General features: G+C 41.7%; 11 protein-coding genes. 2 read left to right on the top strand and 9 right to left on the bottom strand.

Features of this window, described 5'->3' with window-relative positions:
• Positions 1 to 522: carbonic anhydrase (locus PHT93_RS06630; protein WP_300240945.1), on the top strand; the 522-nt coding region annotated here is incomplete at its 5' end.
• Between the two features lie 81 nt (positions 523 to 603).
• Here PHT93_RS06630 and PHT93_RS06635 read toward each other — a convergent pair.
• The 9 genes from PHT93_RS06635 to PHT93_RS06675 all read right to left on the bottom strand — a co-directional run bounded on the left by PHT93_RS06635 (position 604) and on the right by PHT93_RS06675 (position 18,483).
• A complete protein-coding gene (locus PHT93_RS06635; protein WP_300240948.1) occupies positions 604 to 3,168 on the bottom strand; it encodes a family 78 glycoside hydrolase catalytic domain in 2,565 nt (854 codons plus the stop codon).
• A 51-nt stretch (positions 3,169 to 3,219) separates the two neighbouring features.
• Positions 3,220 to 5,016: an alpha-L-rhamnosidase C-terminal domain-containing protein gene (locus tag PHT93_RS06640; protein WP_300240950.1), complete on the bottom strand. Its 1,797-nt coding sequence runs from the start codon at positions 5,014 to 5,016 to the stop codon at positions 3,220 to 3,222.
• An 83-nt stretch (positions 5,017 to 5,099) separates the two neighbouring features.
• Positions 5,100 to 8,309 carry a glycosyl hydrolase gene (locus PHT93_RS06645; RefSeq protein ID WP_300240952.1) on the bottom strand — a complete coding sequence of 1,070 codons (3,210 nt, stop codon included), beginning with the start codon at positions 8,307 to 8,309 and terminating at the stop codon, positions 5,100 to 5,102.
• Positions 8,310 to 8,329: 20 nt separating this feature from the next.
• A complete protein-coding gene (locus PHT93_RS06650) occupies positions 8,330 to 11,062 on the bottom strand; it encodes a family 78 glycoside hydrolase catalytic domain (RefSeq protein ID WP_300240954.1) in 2,733 nt (910 codons plus the stop codon).
• 81 nt (positions 11,063 to 11,143) lie between these two features.
• On the bottom strand, positions 11,144 to 11,938 hold the full coding sequence (gene rhaD / locus PHT93_RS06655; protein WP_300240956.1) for a rhamnulose-1-phosphate aldolase: 795 nt from the start codon (positions 11,936 to 11,938) through the stop codon (positions 11,144 to 11,146).
• 37 nt (positions 11,939 to 11,975) lie between these two features.
• Positions 11,976 to 13,001: an L-rhamnose/proton symporter RhaT gene (rhaT, locus tag PHT93_RS06660; protein ID WP_300240958.1), complete on the bottom strand. Its 1,026-nt coding sequence runs from the start codon at positions 12,999 to 13,001 to the stop codon at positions 11,976 to 11,978.
• A gap of 19 nt (positions 13,002 to 13,020) precedes the next feature.
• Complete coding sequence (locus PHT93_RS06665; RefSeq protein ID WP_300240960.1) at positions 13,021 to 15,756, bottom strand: alpha-L-rhamnosidase; 2,736 nt, start codon at positions 15,754 to 15,756, stop codon at positions 13,021 to 13,023.
• A 24-nt stretch (positions 15,757 to 15,780) separates the two neighbouring features.
• Positions 15,781 to 17,040 carry an L-rhamnose isomerase gene (locus PHT93_RS06670; RefSeq protein WP_300240962.1) on the bottom strand — a complete coding sequence of 420 codons (1,260 nt, stop codon included), beginning with the start codon at positions 17,038 to 17,040 and terminating at the stop codon, positions 15,781 to 15,783.
• An 18-nt stretch (positions 17,041 to 17,058) separates the two neighbouring features.
• Complete coding sequence (locus PHT93_RS06675; RefSeq protein WP_300240964.1) at positions 17,059 to 18,483, bottom strand: rhamnulokinase family protein; 1,425 nt, start codon at positions 18,481 to 18,483, stop codon at positions 17,059 to 17,061.
• A 97-nt stretch (positions 18,484 to 18,580) separates the two neighbouring features.
• On the opposite strand from PHT93_RS06675, the gene PHT93_RS06680 reads away from it, so the two are divergent.
• Positions 18,581 to 19,468, top strand: a complete 888-nt coding sequence (locus PHT93_RS06680; protein WP_300240966.1) for an AraC family transcriptional regulator — start codon at positions 18,581 to 18,583, stop codon at positions 19,466 to 19,468.
• Positions 19,469 to 19,733: the final 265 nt, after the last annotated feature.

Here is a 19,733-nt window from a genome sequence, read left to right on the forward strand (position 1 = left end):
ATTTTTTTTATTGGATGTTCAGATAGTCGTATTTCTGTGGAACAACTATTGCAAACTGATATAGGTGATGTATTCGTACATCGTAATATTGCAAACTTAGCACCCAATAATGACTTTAATTTTATTTCTGCCCTCAACTATGCTGTAAGTCACCTAAAGGTAAAACATATCATTGTATGCGGACATTATAACTGCGGAGGAGTTAGCGCATCTATGGAAATTGAAGATTTGGGTTTTTTAAATCCATGGATCAGAAATATTCGAGATGTATTCCGCCTGCATAAAGAGGAATTAGAAAGCATTAAAGACAAAACAGAGCGTGCAAACCGCCTGATTGAATTAAACGTGATAGAGCAATGCGTCAATATAGCTAAAACAGTAGATGTCCAAAAAGCGTACAGGAGCAGGAGGATCAACCTGCATGGTTGGGTATTTGATCTTCATACAGGAACATTAATAGACCTGAAAATAGATATTGATAGAATCATGAGAGAATTAGACAGCATTTATAGATTAGTTTAACGAAATATTCCTAAACTCATACCCTTCGTAAATCCAGAAAGAATGAGTTTAGGAATACGACTATGTTATTGTTATCTATGATTACCTGAACAACAACTGATGCGTACCGGCTTCAAGCTGAAATTCTTTTTCTTCGACAAGTATTGTTGCAGTACAACCAACGGGGATAGTTACAGACAAGCCATAACGTTCACCTTCTCGTTTCCACTCGCTGCGTATTATGCCTTTTACTGAATGATATTCGCCATGCGCCCAGTCAAGTCCCTCTACAAAATGGGGCTCAATATTTATATGGGTAAAGCCCGGCTTATCTTCGTCGTACTGGATACCCGCCAGATAATTCATCATCCAGGCAGAAATATCTCCCATGAACACATGATTCAATGAAGCATCTCTGAACTCAGGGCTCAATGTCCAGGTCTCCGGAAGTGTCGTGTACCCCATTGTTTCCACCCAATACCCCCAGGAAGGAGCATCTGTTTTAGTCACCATTTTCATGACATCTTCTACATATCCATACTTCGTAAGCATGGCAGGAACAGTTTTACTTCCAATCAAACCAAAGTCTAAAAAATAATCATTAGCAGCAACTATTTCATGCAGTTTATCTGCAACCAACTGCCTTTTTCCGGAAGGAGCAAGATGAAGATAGAGAGCAAGTGCTTGTGCTGTTTGCGTTCCATTAGCATATACTCCTGTTTCTTCATTAAAGAAGTTGTCATTAATCAGATTCTTCAATTCTTCGGCTTTCTTCTGATAAGGAGTAGCGTCTTTTCCTAACAACGCAGCAAATTTCGCCATCAGGGTATAGTCTAAATAATAATAAGCAGTTGAGGTGTAATTATTCGGGGTTGTCGCTTTCCAGTAAACCCAGTCACCCAACCCATAAGTCAACATACCATTCTCTTCCTGTGTTTTCAAATAGTCCAGATACTTTTCCATTGTCGGATAAAGCCGTTCGATTGCTTGCGTATCATTATAATATTTGTATAACGCATCGGGAATAATAAACATAGCAGCATCCCATACAGGACCTATCCATTTACCGTACCCCCATCCACTTGACGGTATAATACCTGAAATATCCCCCGCTTCGGTTTGGTTGTCGATAAAGTCATTCATCCACTTTTCATAAAGCGTAATCCCATCAAAACCGAGTAACCCCAAGTCTATGGAAACATGCGCATCGGCAGTCCAACCGTTCTTTTCCCGTTGGGGACAGTCAGTCGGAATACTATGTAGGTTGCTACGATACGCCTGCATGGTAGCATTCCAGATTTTATTCAGCAATGGATTTGAGCAGCTAAAATTTCCGACAGGCGCCACATCCGTATGCATAAATAAAGCCGTCAGATTGCCCTCTCCCATTTGGATAGGACGCGAACTTTCCACTTCTACATATTGAAATCCATGATAAGCAAACGAAGGCATAAAGATTTCTTCTTCTCCACCCTTCAGTGTGTAAACATCCATTTGAAATACCTCTCCGGGTTTTACCGGTTTATAATAAACATTGATATTTCCCTGCTCCAAACGACCATCTTCTTTTAAAAGCTCACCATGCTTGAGAGTAATGCGGGTTCCTGCTTCCCCTTTTACTTTCAGGCGGCATAATCCGGAAATATTTTCAGGGAATGAATACACATATAATGTATCACTAAAAGCTTTAATATTCGTTGGTTGAATTTCGTCAACGATATGTATGCCTGGCATTTGTTGTGCTGCCAAAAGCGGAGCCGGAGAAGAAGTAAGCGTAGCAGAATTCCATTGGCTATCATCAAAGGAAGCCGTTTTCCAGCCTTCTTCTTCCAGACGGGCATCATATTGATCTCCACTATACAAGTTATTGTAGGTATAAGCCCCTGTCGAAGTCTTCCAGGAATCATCGGTCACAATCGTTTCTTCTGAATTATCGGCATACGTAATACGTAATTCGCAGAGCATACGCGGACGGTCACGCCAACGCGCTTCATGAAAGTTCCATACCGCAACTGATTGCTCATTGTACCAACCATTCCCAAGAACGGCAGCCAGAGCATTATCACCTTTTTTCAAATCCGACGTTACATCATGCGTTACGTAAAGAATACGCTTATCAAAATGCGTATATCCGGGATCAAGATAGTTCTCTCCCACCCGATGCCCATTCAGGAACAATTCGTAATAACCTGCAGCGGCCACATAAAGACGTGCATTCTTGATCTCTTTTTCAGCAGTAAACTGCTTGCGAAACAAAGGTGCCGGTTCAAATTCTTTATCATGGCTATCGGTAATCCACTGTCCGTTCCAATCAGATGAAGACAGTTTTGCTGTTTCAAACCAAGTTATCTCCGAAGGACGGGATTTATCTCCATTCTGGTCCCAAACCTCTACTTGCCAATAATAACGAGTATGCGGTTTGAGCTTCATTCCATTTTCGTAGGTTTGAAGATCTTTGGGATTCGTTCCTATTTTTATTTCATAACGATTCGGAGTAAAATGTTCATCATCACCGGAATATTCCCAAGTAAAACGAGGATTCGATGCATCTAATCCCAAAGGTTCGGTTAAATAGTCGGTACGCAGATTCACCGGTACCGTATTATTAACACAGCTATTCAGAATCAATAAGATTCCCGCTGTTGCTATAAAGATTTTCTTTATCATGGCTGCTTTAATTAGTGTTTTAATTAGTAAAGATAAGCACTTGTTTTAAAACTAATGTACGATTTGCACTTCATCCGGGGCATCTATCTTACTTTCGATTTGGCCATTAATCACTTTATGGCTTATTCTAATATCTCCGTAAGGCGTAGGAAAAGTACCTTCTACCCATTTCAGATCGCCGAGATTGGGACGTATCTGAACAACTTTACAGCCTGGTTCAAGCACCTTTACTCCAAGAATATACTCACTCATCCAGGAAGTCGGTCCCGAAGCCCAACCATGACAAAGACTATGTCTAAGTCCTTCATAACAATACGCTCCGTAATCTCCGTGTATATCTTTTTTACCTTCGGGAACAAGTTCGTCAATCCGGCTTGCATTCGGCAACCAGTCAATATTAAAATCTTCCCAGAAAGTAGTCGCACCAAGATCAAGCATGGCTCCCCAGAACTCACGGATTACGTCCATAGCTCCCTGATAATTTCCTGCTTCGGCCATTGCTTTTAGCATATAATAACCATAGAAAGTAGAAAAGCCGCGAGAACCGTTAACCGAAAGGAATTTCTTGTTTGCCTCTTCCGCTTTCATCAATCCGGCTAATGCCATCAGGGCAGCTCCCTGTTTTGAGCCCGGAGCATCCGGAGCAATCTTCAGCTTCTTATAGTTTTTCGCTATTTTTTGTCCCGCTTTTGTCAATTTTGCTGCAGCCTCTTCACACTCTTTAGCCAATTGGTCTTCTCCAAGCACGGAACATAGTTCGCGTCCCGACTGCATAGCCCAAAGCATAAGCGATTGCAATCCGGCATCAATACCCTCTTTATTCTCACTTGAAGGCCAGTCTAAAAAACGATTTCCGTCCAACTGTTCACGGCCGTCTTTGTCAATCTTACTGATCAGTACCTTTAATAATCCGGTCAAGTATTCACGTTGCTCTTTTAAATACGCCAGATCTCCCTGATAATAATACCAGTCACGATGAATGAGCAACCACCAGATAGAATACGAACTGATACCATTCATCCAAGACGGCAATGGCGTTGTATTCCGAATCAGGTCAAGACTTTTAGGAACAACTTCGTTATAACCGAAAACAGAATTTACAGTCATAATTTCCGGATGAAGATCGCCAATCCAAACCAAGCGGTCACGCTTAATGCCATCCCAGAGAAATTCCTGCATGTTCACATGTACGGTATAAGCTCCGGTCATCCAAATCTTATTCAACCGTTCATCATTACTTTTGAACGATCCCCGATACGGGATATCCCGATACGAGAATATGGCAGAAATCTCTTTTATATCTAATTCGGTATCTTCATCTACAAGATCGACGCGCACAAAACGAAAACCGGTTTGTCCCAATTGAATACATCCCAACCAAGGTAAGGTTACCACCTCATCCCGTATCGCATGGTCATTCGTCGCGCCCTTTACCCCCTTGACATCATTCATTACCTCCGAAACAGATTCTCCAAAACGCACACGTACACGAGCCGCCGGATTTTGATTTGCAATCGTGGTAACAATTTCCAGCCCACCTTGTATCTCACAACCGAAATCAAGCACGATGCCACCTTTATGTTCCTTGTCGCTTATCAGTTTTAAACCGTTCTTTGCATTCAGATCGGCCTGTCCGATACCTTGTTTAAGCAAGACGTCTTCATTTCTCACATACTTGCCTGATTCATCCGATTTCCAGATGATCCGCGTCGGAGTCAGAAACGCGCGGGTTAATTCAGTTTTACGAATATGCGTATTTGCGTCTGAAACGACAGACGGAACCTGAGCTTTTATAACTAAAGGCAATAACAAAAAACAAACACCAATAAAAAAACAACTCTGTCTCATATAATAAATATTTATTCCTATTCTAAATCTTTGCCGAAGCTCTTTGACCTGTCTGCCGAAGAGCCTAAAAAACAAAAGCCTGTTTATTTTGCACAAATTATCCTTACCGGGCCCAATAATCCTGATGATTGTAAGGGACTTATAGGTGTATATGGATTAACCAGCGCCCAAGTGGTACGTTCGTTTTCCGGCAAACTACTATCACCGATCAAACGATTCACCCAGTTGTTTACTACTGAAACTTCCACCTCGTTCTTTCCTTCCTTCACAAATTTACTTACATCAACCCGCCATGGAGCCGTCCATACACCACCAACATATTGACTGTTTATTTTCACTTTCGCCATGACAGACACGCGTCCCAAGTCTAAATAAATCGCACCCTTCGGCACAGAAGCCAGTTCAAATGTATTCGTATAAACGGCTTCTCCGGAATAATACTTTATCTGATCATTGGACGACTGCGTCCAATCGATCAATTGATCCATAACAACAGATTCGGCCGGACCTCCTTTTGAAGCATCAAACTGTACACGCCAGGAGTTATTCAATGAGGCCAAGTCCTGCAATTCAGGATAATTTTCTTTTAGACCTCTATCATTTCCTTTTCCTGCCGCTTTTCTGAAAATAATAAAAGCACTTTCTAAGGGTTCGAGTTGCATAGGTACTGTTGTCAATCCATCCTCCACTTTAAAAGCCGGAAGGTTCCGAACACTTGCCTCCAACGGGTTCCAAAGTTCCGGTTGTTTTCCCGTCACCCGAAAACGAGGTGATACGCTTACGGTTTCTTCCGCCTGATTTGAGACGAAGTAAATATCTGCGTCGTCCACTCTGCGGTGAATAAATAATAACGGATCCTCAGGACTTGTTTTCATATCCGGATTAACACCAATGAGTTCAAAGACTTCTTCCATTGTCATGCCGGAACAAATCATACCTTTACCGACCTGCGCATGCTTAACGTTTACGCCGTCCACTTCTCCCCAGAGATCATCGGCAATAGATATCACCTCTTCATCTGCCTCCGGATATCCCTGCATACTTGGCGAACGACTTGGGCGGGGACCTAAGACAATAGCTCCTTGTTCTACAAAACCGGCGATCTTCTCTAACAAATCAGGACGTATGGTTTCCTGTTTAGGTAAAACAAGCACACTGTATTGTAAACCGTCCGGCAGAGTCAGTTTTCCATCCACCACTGAAGCACGCGTCATCAACACTTCGCGGTTTATATAATCGAAAGAATATCCCTTTGGTAAAGCCGGGTCACAAACACCGGTCATTTTCGGAACATCTTCTCCGATAAAATAAGCAACATCTGCGACATAGGTACCTTGTTGAAGCATATAATTGCATCTTTTCAGGTAATCCGTAAAAAGATCCATATGACTGAACCATATATTTTTACGATTGAACTCATTCCCGAACCAGGCATTCATTCCCGGATTTTTATCTTCGTAAGGCTGCTGTATATATACGTGCAACAAAGTATTGTTGATTCCTTCCGTGAAAAATCGGTCGCCTCGTTGTTTCATTGTTTTCGGATAACGGGCGAAATGTGATCCTCCACTGGTAAAAGATTCTGCGGATACTTTTGTCTTCCCATAAATATGTGCAGCCGAAGAGGCGGCACGATTCTCTATATTTCCCAGATCCCCTTCGCTCCAGAATTCTCCGCCGATTTCGTCCGATTGTCCTCCATATTGCAAAAATTCTCCGGGGAATCCCCAATGTCCGTAATTTTCCAACCAGGTAGTCAGACCGTGTTTATTACTCACTTCTTTTAAACCACCGACGTAATCATAAGCCACTTTATCTGCGACTAAACGACGCACGTCCCACAAGAAACGATCGGACTGGTCAGGACTACCCACAGTGTATCCTTTAAAAACAGGAAGGTAAGGCACAGGGTCATAGCCGTACTGTTCTTTAAACTCTTCTAAAAATCCATCCGTAAAGTTCTGTCCTCCGGTTTCATAACTATCTTCCACCACAACACGCCAGGTGCGACGGTCGGCCTCCGGAATACGGCGAATTAGTTCTCCGAGAAATGCATCAAAATGAGATGCCACGTGCAATTTACTCATCTTATCCACTTCCAGGCCGGTTCCTTCAGGATCAGCAGGAGCATTAACCACCCCTGTAGGAGTCATACCTGTACGCATAACAATCCACTCTCCTTCCGGAACATCCCAGTTTAAATTCCCCGCTTCATCCATTTTTTCTGAGATATCCAATACGGCAGACGGTTCAATCAGTAAGGTATTATCTGTAATAGCTGGTTGAGCATCCCACAGATAGTCATGCCAGTATGGTAGTGGGGTCTGAAACATTTTTGCCAATGATTTCTCCGCATAACGTTCAACCACCGGAGTAGAGGTCAGCTTTATTTGACTAAAAACCGATTTATCGCGGGTATTCTTAAAAGAAATACGGCATTCACTCGCCTCTGTTTCCGGCAAAGCAATCGCCACAGGAGCAAAGGGATCAAACCCAACATTCAGGTTAGCATTTGTACGATTTATTGTAAACGTCCGGAGCGTTTTATATGTTCCACCTTCTTTTACCTGAAATTCTCCATCCGCATATGAGATACCTTCCGGATAAAAAATCAGGCTACGAACAGTATTTCCCGGCGACAAACGTATAGTAATAGTCGATTCACCTGCCGGTAAGACATACTGTTCTCCTTTCTTCATATTAGTTTGAGAACAAACGATCGATGTTCCACTTTTTGTCAATAAGTTTTCGCGGTATCCCTTATTTACAGGATAAGCAACTAATTTTACATCTTCAAAATCGCTTGTCGGTTTCTCTAATTTAGCACGAAGCTTCTTTGGGCCTTCAACCCTCATTTCAGAGGAAGCTAAATAACGCATAGCCTCTTCCGGTTTGATCCAAGGACCTCCCGATTGACTCCATCCGGGACAATTAAAGATACCGATCTCTATATCCAATTCCGAAGCCGTCTTTAACGCGGTATGCATGATGTCCCACCATTCATCGGTAAATAGTTTAACTGTACCATGAGGAATACCTTGCTGATCTCCGATATTACCGATAAATGCCCGGTTTATACCGGCGTCTTTCATCGCATGCAGGTCTTTCACGACTCCTTCCTTAGAGATATTACCATTGATCCAATACCAATAGACACTCGTTTGTACTGAAGCCGGTATATCTTTGAAGCTAGCCTCCACGTCATCCATTGAAACAGTAGTCTGCTGCTGTTTACCGCAGGAAATCAGACAGCAGACTACAAAAAATGCAATAATTATCAACTTTATTCTCATGTACATTTATATTTTATTCTTTATTGGTTTGTTAGTGTATAATGACCGGAATTGAACGTATGCAAAGTATAATTCCCGTCCATTTCTTTAGACGGAAAACGTACCGTTGCCGTTGTGTTGGGAGGAACAACTATTTTAAGTGTCGCCTTTCCGTTCTGTATATTCCATTCCGATTTAATCCGGCCTGCAGGCGAATCAAAAGAACATTTTACCCACTTTACCGTAGTTTCCCCAAGCAATGGCGGACAGATAAAGAAGTGCTTATATCCGGGATGGTTTTCATCTGCTCTGATACCAGCTAAAGCATCAATATACCAGGCTCCCGGATAGAGATAGGAACTATGCAATAATGAATGACCGGGAAGATCTTTTTCCCACATTTCCCAGATTGTCGTTGCCCCGTTTGCTTTCATATATCCCCAACCCGGATAGTCTGTTTGTGAAAGCATGGAATAGACTAAATCCGGGCGGTTCTCTTGTCTTAACAAACGAAACAAAACAGCTCCACCGGTTATTCCTACATGAATATGTCCTTTACGTATGTCCAGGATTTCTTTTTCTAAGCGTTTTATTACGCGAACTCTTAAATCTGAAGGAGGCACGTCTGCCAACAAGGCTATCGCCAGATTCCCCATAGATTTATCGCAATAACTATCGTCAGTCGGATCAAAGTAAGCATGATGAATCGCCTGACTATTCTGTATGGCTTTCTCCTGCCAGACTTTTGCATCGTCAGCACGTCCTAATGCGTTGGCTATTTTCTCCATCAACCGGAAATTGTACACCAAGAAACAGCTATTGAAACATTCTGCTTCAGGTTTGTTATTATTCATGCCTTCAGCCGTAGCATTCGGCCAAAGCCAATCAGCTAAGAAGTCCCAATTTCCACCAAAACGACGCATAATCCCGTCAACGGTCTTGGTTTGCAAGAATTGCAACCATTCGTCCATTAACTCATAATTCTTTTCAAGAATCCGTGTGTCTCCGGTCTGTTGATACACCAACCAGGGAAGGGCAACTGTAATACTTCCCCACGAAGGGCCACCGCCTCCTGCATACGTCGGAGCCGTATGAGGGAGAATCCCATTCTTTAAGAAACGTCCACTCATTATGCCTTGTCTTGCCCAGTCAGCACGATTCATATCACCAACAACAGGTTCTGTTCCGCGTACATCCTGCCAGTCTTGCATCCATTTAGTATAAAATGCAGCGGTCTTAAAGTTTAACAAGCCCGTTTCACTGGTTGCATGAGCATCACCACCATACCCCAATCGTTCACGTTGTGGACAATCGACAATATATCCTCCGATGGATAAATTCTGATAAGTCCATAACACCCGGTCGTATATCCAATTCTGTAAAGAATCCGAGCACTCAAAAGTAACCGCAGGTTGATAGGCGGTACGTACCATCCAACCCTTTATATCGGATAATTCCGGTTTTTCTTTTAATCCCTTAATCGTAATCCAACGACCGGAACTATAATTAAATCGATTCCTGAAAGTGCCCTCGCCGGAAGTTCCAACAACATAGGCACTAAAGTTTCTGAACGTCATCTCCGCTTGTTCACGTTCTGAAAAAAGGAAATGAATTGTATCGTGAGGTTGCCCTTTAACCTGTATGTTTGTCCATCCGGCAAAGTTCACCCCCATATCTACGCGATATGAGCCGTCCGGTCTGGTTTCGATCGATATTGGTTTTATTTCATCATAAAGTTTGTTTCCTTCTACTCTTTGGGCAGAAAGTTTCAGATTAAGATTATACAATGTTGCCTTTTCCCAGAACTCATCATTATAGCCGACTTTATTCCAATCCGGAATCGACTTATTGTCATCCCAGATTTCTCCACCGAAGAAATTTTCCGACCATTTGCAGGACAGTTTATTAGGGCTTGGATGTGTCTTCCATGAGTTATCGGTTTTAATACGTAAAACCGGAGTAGAATTATTCGATTCATAAATATCTGCCTGAGCAATAACCATAGGAGTACGTGGTCTGTCGGGCATATTATAAGGAGGGAAAACAGACCAGGAAGTACCTAACCACAACGCTATGACATTCTTACCCGGCTTAAGTTTTTTTGCAATATCGTACGCTATATAGCGAGCACGTTTCGTATGATCGGTAACAGCAGGAGCTAAGACCTCATCTCCCACCCTTTCTCCATTAACATAGAGTTCGTGATAACCCACAGACGCAACAAACAACATTGCTCTTGATGGTTTCTTATTTAAATCAAAGGTTTTACGAAACCAAGGATCATAGATATTGGATTCAGAAAGAGAGGGATCAAAAACAACATCACTACCGATCCACTCGGCAGTCCAGTCTTTCTTTTCAAACAAGCCTGTTGACCAGTCATTAATTTCACTCCAGGCAGATTCTTTACCGGCCTCATCTTTTACCTGAACACACCAGTAATAGGTACGATCCGACAGTAAGTCTTTTCCTTTAAATACAATTTGTTGCGTCTGGTCTGAATGTACCCATTCCGATGCCCAGATATTGCCTTGTTTTTGTTTTATATCTTTTATATTATCGGCTACCAGAATACGATAAGCCGTTTGATAGTTCCCTTTAGCAGAAGTTTTGGTCGAAGTTAACACCCAACTGAATCGGGGCAGTTTTTCATCTAAACCTTTTGGAGATTTCAGGTATTCACATTGCAAGTCGCCTACACGAAGAGAAGCCGACTGTACCGAAAAACAAACAAATAAAGAAATAAACAGGAGGAGCTGCCGTGTTTTGGACATAGTATTTTCAGATATATTCGTTCGCAAAAGAAAATCAAGAGGATGTGTCTTTAGGAACACATCCTCTATAAATTAAACTAATTATAGATTAAACGCGTCCACCAACCCGTCTAACTGCTCATCCGTCATGCCTTCCGGTTCAAATCCGGCCATACGGGCACTGAAATAGATCTGAGCCGATTTACTCAACGTATCTATCGTATCAAAACATTCAATCAGGTCTTCTCCTACAGCTAAGATTCCATGTTTTTCCCAGAATACAACATCATGTTTCTCTAACTGTTTGATTGTAGCACGCGCCAGATCCATCGTTCCCGGAATTTCGTAACGAACGATACCGATCCCTTTGGGAACGATAATGCGACATTCCGGAATCATAGCCCAAAGTGTACGTGTCAGATACTCCGAATTCAAGAATTTAGGTCCGTGCGTCAATCCGATCAGATCAGTAGGATGCGTGTGAAGAACTACCCGGTTATCACGGCCTGTAGAACGAACATAATTATGCATAGAGAGGTGAGAAGGAAGTTCAGATGTGGGCTGAGTAGGCTTCTCAGCAATTATTTCATAGAAAAGGCCGTCTGGACTGATACGAATCAGCGAACCATTTTCGAATGGATTCTGGGCAACATAGCGCATACGCTTACCTGTACCTGTAACGAAAAACACATGCCCTTTTAAAGCATCCATCTCGGCCGGTAATTGTACCCGAGCAGCCAAAGCAGGTAATGCTTTTTCTTCATCAGTCATAAGGTGTGTAACATTTACGGAAATATTTCCGCCGTTACGTTCTGCCCAACCTTTTGTCCACAGATAACCGGCAACTTCAGCTACACGGCCTATCTCAGCCATCAATTCTTTATTATCTCTTATCATTGTTTTTATAATTAATAAAACATTCCAACTATACTTATCATACTAAATTCGGGAAAAGCAAAGAAAATATTAAGATACACATTCCGACAATCAGAACGGTAATCGTTTGTTTTCCGGCTCCTTTCCATTCATTCAGTATTATTCCCCACAGATTGCTGAATATCACATTAAGAGACATCAGTATGCTCCAGGAGAAAGCCAACATAACAGGAGAATCGGCAAAATAGCTCTTACCCATGCCAAGACCAAAGAACTGTGAATACCACAGAACTCCAGCCAAGGCACAAAATAAGACATTATTAATCAACACGCTACCCGGAACAGATAAATATTCTTTCCCGGATTTATTTTTTATATTTTGAAATATACAATAGATAGCATTAGTGGTAAATCCTCCCATAGTAACCAACAGGATTACGGGATTTAACGCGAATAATTCATTCGCTCCTGCAGCCTTAACTTTTTCTACGATTCCGCTTCCGGCCTCTAATCCAAGATTAAAGCATGCACTCATCACACCGGCAAGTAATGCAACCAACAGTCCTTTAGTCAATGCAAAGTCCTTCACAGCCGCTTTCCGTTCTTCTTCTGTCATATTACGGGCACGTAAACTGCCCGCATAACCGATAACCGCAATACCGGCTAAGGTTATTGATACTCCGATAAGCAAGATTAACCCGTTGCCATGCAACAAATCCATTCCTCCAAGAAGTGCAGGAAAAAGCGTTCCAAAAGCAGCACAAGTTCCCAAAGCAATACTTTGTCCCAAAGCAATACCCAGATAGCGCATACTCAGTCCGAATGTCAATCCCCCCACTCCCCAGAGCATTCCATAAATCATAGATTTGAATGCCTCTTCCGTAAAGATCAATTCACTCAGGCTTCCTCCGGAGGGAACAGCTAATAAGGCTCCAAGAAAAGGAAAAACCAACCAGGCAAATATTCCTTGAGTCAACCAGAAGTTTTCCCAACTCCAGTTCTTTACTTTATTTATCGGCACATACGAGCTACTCTGTCCGAAGCTGCCTATGGCTATTATTATCAATCCAATTATTGTATTCATAAATTATCGTACTTATTTATTATTTAGATTGAAGCGTATATTTCCCTGATCCAAGCTCAATCATTATGCTGTCAGCCGTTGTTGAAACCTGATGTACACCTACCTGATTCTTATCTATATCAATATTAAATGAAGCCGGTAACTTAACGGTTGCTGTGGTATTAGCCGGTACTTCTATTTCCCAATAAAGCTGATTACCGTCGCGCTTCCAGGAACTAATAATTTGACCATAAGGAGAATTATAAGACGCATTGACATAAGTAAGTTTTTCCGGGAAAACAGGCTCCATCCATATTTTTTTGAAACCAACCGAAGACGGATCATTCTTTATTCCCGCCAGATCTTCGTAAAACCAAACCAAAAGGTCACCAAGTAACATCACGTGGTTTCTGGAATTCATGGCAGGATCAGCAGTATCACCGTTCCATAGCTCCCAGATAGTTGTTGCTCCGTTCTTGATCATATATCCCCAAGAAGGATAGGTTTCATTCGTCACGATTTTATAAGCTAATTCCAATCCCCCATGTTCGGTTAGACCACGCATCAGATGCTGAATACCGAGAACACCAGCGCTCACATGTCCTTTACAATCCACTTCCGTTTTTTCTACAATATTAGCAAACACCTTGTCTTCGTAGCCTTCAGGAACAAGTCCGAGCTGCAAGGACAACATATTGGCCGTTACTGTATTATTATCGTATTGGGCTGTCTTTTCGTTAAAATACTTCTTATTGTATGCTTCTTTTATCTTTGAAGCAAGAGCAGCGTATTCTTCCGCATCGGCTGGTTGACCGTTCATAACGGCAAACTTCTGCATAAGTTCAAGAATACTATAAAAGACAGTCGTACTAAGCACCTCTCCGTTTGTTTTCCGGGAAGGATCTTTTGAATGAATCAATTCCAATGATTCGGGAGGCATACACCAATCACCGTAAGTATCCTTTGTCAGAATATAATCCTTCATACAAGTTTCAACCTGATGTTGTACCCAGCGCTTCATGGATGGATAACGCTCTTTGATCGAGCGGTCGTCACCAAATTGCCGATATAGCATATCCGCGATATAGAAATAAGCGGAAGGCCAGGTAACATCGTCATTGTATATTGTCCAGTAACGTGGAGAAACGACAGAAATACTTCCGGCATCCGACATAGACTCTTCAATATCGACCAGCCATTTATTATATAGTTTGGCATTACCAAAGATAAAACTCTCGCCATATGCTCCTGTGGAACGGTCACCTAACCAACCCAGACGCTCGTCACGTTGCGGACAGTCCGTCGGCATTCCTCTGTAATTTCCTCGAATACCCCAATAGGCATTACGGTGTATTGCATTAATAACTTTGTTGGATGTTTCGAACGTACCGTTGGTCGGTATTTTATCATAAATCACCTTACCCGTAAAATCATCTGCTGTAGGCTGATAATCCAATCCGGATATTTCCGCAAAACGAAAACCATGATAAACAAATGTAGGTTCCCATGTAAATGCTCCGTCGGCCGCCGGTATATAGCGATCCATAACCTGAGCACTGCGTAAATTAGCAACATATAATTCGGCTTTATTCTCCGGTTTAAGCACTTCGGCGAATCGCATAATGATTGGAGAGTCTTTCTTCCCTTTTAATTTTACTTGCAGCCAACCGATCATATTCTGTCCCATATCAACAATATAACGACCACCTTCCACTGCGGTTACGGAAACCGGTTTAATCTCTTCCATCACTTTCAGACTGGGAGATAATTGTGCCGTTAGTTTCCCTTTGGGAGTATCCATTAATTCGGCTGTTTGCCAGGCAGAATCATCATAGTTAGTTTCCGTCCATTTTCCCAACTCTAAGCGAGCATCGTATTTTTCGCCGTCAAACTCATTATTTTCTGTTATCGGCCCTTTATTGGTTGCTTTCCACGATTCATCGCTGGTTATAACTTCAGAGTTTCCATCTTTATATTCAACACATAACTGAGCAATCAGGCGAGGGAAACCAAATCCGGCCATGCCTCTTTCACGCATGGTCAGAAAGCGACCATTTCCCAATACTACTCCAATGGCATTTTCGCCTTTCTTCAACAAAGAAGTAACATCATAGGTCAGGTAAGATACAGAAGCATCATACCAGGTAGGAAGCGGTCCGAACACATCGTTTCCCACCTGTTTACCATTAATATAGCAAACAGAAGAACCCACACCCGAAACATACAGGACGGCTCGTTCTATCGATGAAGCACTGTTAAATTCTTTACGAAGATAACGTGCAGGAAGAATTGTACGATTATCTTCTACTTTATATCCCGTACTATCATTCAGCCCAATCCATTTAGCCTTCCAGTCGGATGCATTGAGTAAACCCATAGACCAATGTTGCACATCACTCTTATAGCTTTCACCTGTATTTGTCCATACCGTAAGGCGCCAATAATATTTCTTCCCTGATTCAAGCTTATTACCGGCATATGGAATCAACAAAGATTGATCAGAGGTTACTTTTCCCGAACTCCACAGTAAGGCAGAGGCCTTATCGAGTTCTTTCTCGGAGGCAGCTACATCAATCTGATAAGCAGTTTGCATCAGATCAGGCTTGTCGCTTGCTATTTTCCAGGAAAAACGAGGTTGTAACACCCCGATTCCTTCCGGGTTTTCCTGCATTTCTACCCATATATCGGAGAGATCAGGACTTCCTTTCTCGGAAACGGAGGTGCATCCAGCCAACCACAAAAGCGACAATATGAATATAAAACTTCTCTGAATCATAATCGGAAGATTTTAGAATTGTTCTTACCCTCTTTTAGATGTTACATCCTTTTCGTATTGTTCTATATCCTTGATATAGGCTTCACCAACAGGTACATCATTCTGCAGACAATACATATCCCAGACAGCACTCCACGGCAGGCTTTTCAATTCTTCCTGTAAGGCAAGACGTTCGAAATACTGGCCATTCGCTTCGTATTCCTGTAATTTAGAAGAAGGCTCAAGCATTGCCATCAAAAAAGCTTTTTGAGTAGCGCGACAACCAATTACATAAGCTCCGATACGATTGATCGTTGCATCAAAATAATCTAAGCCGATATGTACGCGGTCAAGTGCGTTGCAACGAATGATTTCACGGGCAAGGTCAGTGACATCGTCGTTCAGAATCACTACGTGGTCGCTATCCCAACGAACCGGGCGACTTACGTGAAGCATAATTTCGGGTGTAAACAATAATAAAGACGAAACTTTATCAGCAACACTCTCTGTCAGGTGGAAGTGACCGGTATCCAGTGTAACAATCTTATTTTTCTTCGCACCGTAACCCAAATAGAAGTCATATGAGCCAACCGTATAACTTTCCAAACCGATACCGAATAATTTGGCTTCGATACAGTCTTTCATGTTTTTATATTCAGTTGCAAATATTTCGTCTAATGATTTCTCTAAAGTGGCACGATATTTCAGGCGGTTAGCCGGAACTTCCTTGCTACCGTCGTGAATCCAAAGATTCATAATACAAGGATCGTTCTGAAATTTACCCATCTCTTCACTGATTGCACGGCAACGTTTGGTATGTTCGATCCAGAAATTACGGATTGAATTATCCGGATTAGAAAGCGTAAGATCACCACTTTTCGGGTGTGAAAAAGAAGTACTGTTAAAGTCTAATTTCATCCCGTTTTCTTTTGCCCATTCCATCCAGGATTGGAAATGCACCGGTTCTACTTCGTCACGATCCACTTTCTTTCCTTGGAAATCACCATATATTTCATGTAAGTTTAGACGATGGTTTCCGGCTATTAATGATGCTGCCTTTTTAACATCAGCGCGCAGTTCATCAATCGTACGGGCACGACCGGGATAATTACCGGTTACCTGAATACCTCCGGTCAAGTCACCACCCTGATTCTCAAATCCACTTACATCATCTGCCTGCCAGCAATGCATGGACAAGGAGATTTTCTTCATATTTTCTAATGCAGCGTTCACATCTACACCTACTGCAGCATATCGCTCTTTTGTAATCTCAAAGGCTTTTGTAATGTTGTTTTCTGTTGTCATGATATTCTGATTTTAAAGTTATTTATTCGGAGTAAAAATACGTGGCGGGAAAGCTTCTGCTATAATCTGTCGCATTGCCCAGCGATCTTCAACTAATCCTGCAGCTTTTGCCTGAACTAAACAATTGCCAATAGCTGTTGCTTCAGATGGACCCGCAACAACGGGAATACCAATCTCATCCGCAGTCATCTGATTCAGCAAGTCATTCTTTGAACCTCCACCTATAACGTGTAATTTATCAATTTCGAATGACGCCATGCCTTTCAACAGTTCCAGAATCTCTTTATAGCGGACTGCCAGACTTCTGAATATGCAATAAACAAACTCAGAATCCGAAGAAGGAGGAGTTAGTCCATGCTCTTTGCAATAATCCGTAATGGCCGTGGTCATACTTGCAGGAGCGGCAAAGCACGGATCATCCGGGTTTACGGTTGTCTTAAAACCTTGAGCCGCTTTTGCCAGACTCACTATCTGGGGATAGTCATATTCACGTCCGGCCTTCTCCCATTCCTTACGGCATTGTTCGAGTAGCCACATACCGGTAATATTTTTCAGGAAACGTGTCGTTCCCTCTATCCCACCTTCATTGGTAAAGTTATTCTTATAGGATTCTTCTGTAATAATCGGTTCTTCCGTTTCAATACCCATAAGACTCCAGGTTCCACTGCTCAAATAAGCAAAACGCGGGTTTTCTGCAGGAACAGCAGTAACCGCACTTGCTGTATCGTGACTTGCTACGGCTATAACAGGTATTTTTCCGACACCTGTTTCTTCTGTCAAAGCTTCAGTAAGCTCTCCAATCTTCGTCCCCGGCATCACCAAAGAAGGGACTAATGAAGGCGAAACACCTGCCGCAACTAAAAGCGATGATTCAATTTTTTTTGTTTTAGGATTCAGAAACTGAGAAGTAGAAGCCTCCGTGTATTCACAAACGCAACTACCTGTCAGCAGGTAAGCGAGTAAATCAGGTATAAACAGAATTTGTTCTGCTGCTTCAAGCGGAGCAAATCGTTCTTCATTTGCTCTGAATAGCTGAAAAAGAGAATTGAAATTCATAAATTGGATACCTGTCAGACCGTACACTTCATTAGCCGGTACTTTTTTAAAGAAATCTTCAAGAGCACCAAGCGTATAAGGATCACGATACGCTCTCGGCAAACCAAGTAAAGAGCCATCTTTGGCTATATACCCAAAATCGACTCCCCAGGTATCTATCCCTATCGAATCGATTTTGTAACCCTCCTTTGAGCAGATACACAGCGCCTCTTTTAACGCTTCATATATCTTATAAATATTCCAGTAATATTTTCCATGTAATTCCATGATGGCATTTGGGAAACGATGGACTTCCTTCATTTCAAAATGCTTATTTTCCCAGATTCCGAGTACAGCCCGTCCACTGGTTGCTCCTATATCAAATGCTAAAAAATTGTATTTCTTCATGCTTGCAGACATTAATTAAGATTAACAACAACAAAATTATTGTATTAAATTCTACCTTTGCTTATGAAAATGATATTTAAACTATTAAATCTGACACATGGAGTTTACGCGGAAAGACCAACTACATTACCTTCGCATCAATCCCAATGATGAGGATTGGGGAATAGTTGTGACAACCGTTGGCTATCAGTTTATACCGCAAAAAGGACAGTATCCGTTATCCAAACATCCGGATCAATATAATTTCAAACCACAAAACGGACGTACCTTAAATGAATATCAGTTAGTTTATATTACGAAAGGAAGCGGGTATTTTTCCTCTCAGTCTTGCGAAAAAGAACGAATTCACGCGGGAACTATGATACTCCTTTTTCCCGGAGAATGGCATAGCTATTATCCCGATCCGGACACGGGATGGGACGAATATTGGATTGGATTTAAAGGTCTTCATATTGACAGACGTGTAGAAAAGCAGTTTTTCACTAAAAAGAGGCCATTATATAAAATCGGTATCAGCGCTACTATTATTAATCTATATGAAGATATACTCAAATTAGCGTCAAAAGAAAAGTCAGGATACCAACAAATGGCCTCCAGCATCCTCCTTCATATTTTAGGATCAGTATATTATAAAGATAAGAATAACTCTTTTTCTGATCCGTATATTGTTGACAAGATCAACCAGGCACAGATTTTAATGAAGGAACAGGCTGAAAACCCGATACAACCGGAAGAAGTAGCAGCACAGTTAGGTTTAGGTTATTCCTGGTTCAGACGTATGTTTAAAGAATACACAGGAGTATCTCCCAATCAATATTTGCTACAACAAAAATTACTCCGCGCAAAAGAATTACTGACCACCACGCAATTGAACGTTTCCGAAATTGCCTATCAGCTTAAATTTGATAACACGGGACAATTCTCTACCTTTTTCAAAAAACGTGAAGGTCTGACTCCTTCCGAATTTCGCGAAAGATCGCACTAAAACAATAGAATACGCATTATTGAACATTTTTCAAGTATTTAAGATAAGAGGTAATTATTACACATCATGTATTTTTGAAAAACAATAAATCGTTTTAAGCAATAAGGAAAGTCCTCTATTCAAAAGGACAAAAAGGGCTGTCAACAATGAGTTTCGACAGCCCTTCTCTATTCTTTATTAATACCCTTGATTTTGCTTCAATTTAGATTACTACCAAAAAAATCATTAATTGAGTAAAGACATATTTATCTTTACTCTTCTGTAA

Source organism: Massilibacteroides sp. (assembly GCF_028705895.1).
Lineage (GTDB): Bacteria > Bacteroidota > Bacteroidia > Bacteroidales > Tannerellaceae > Massilibacteroides.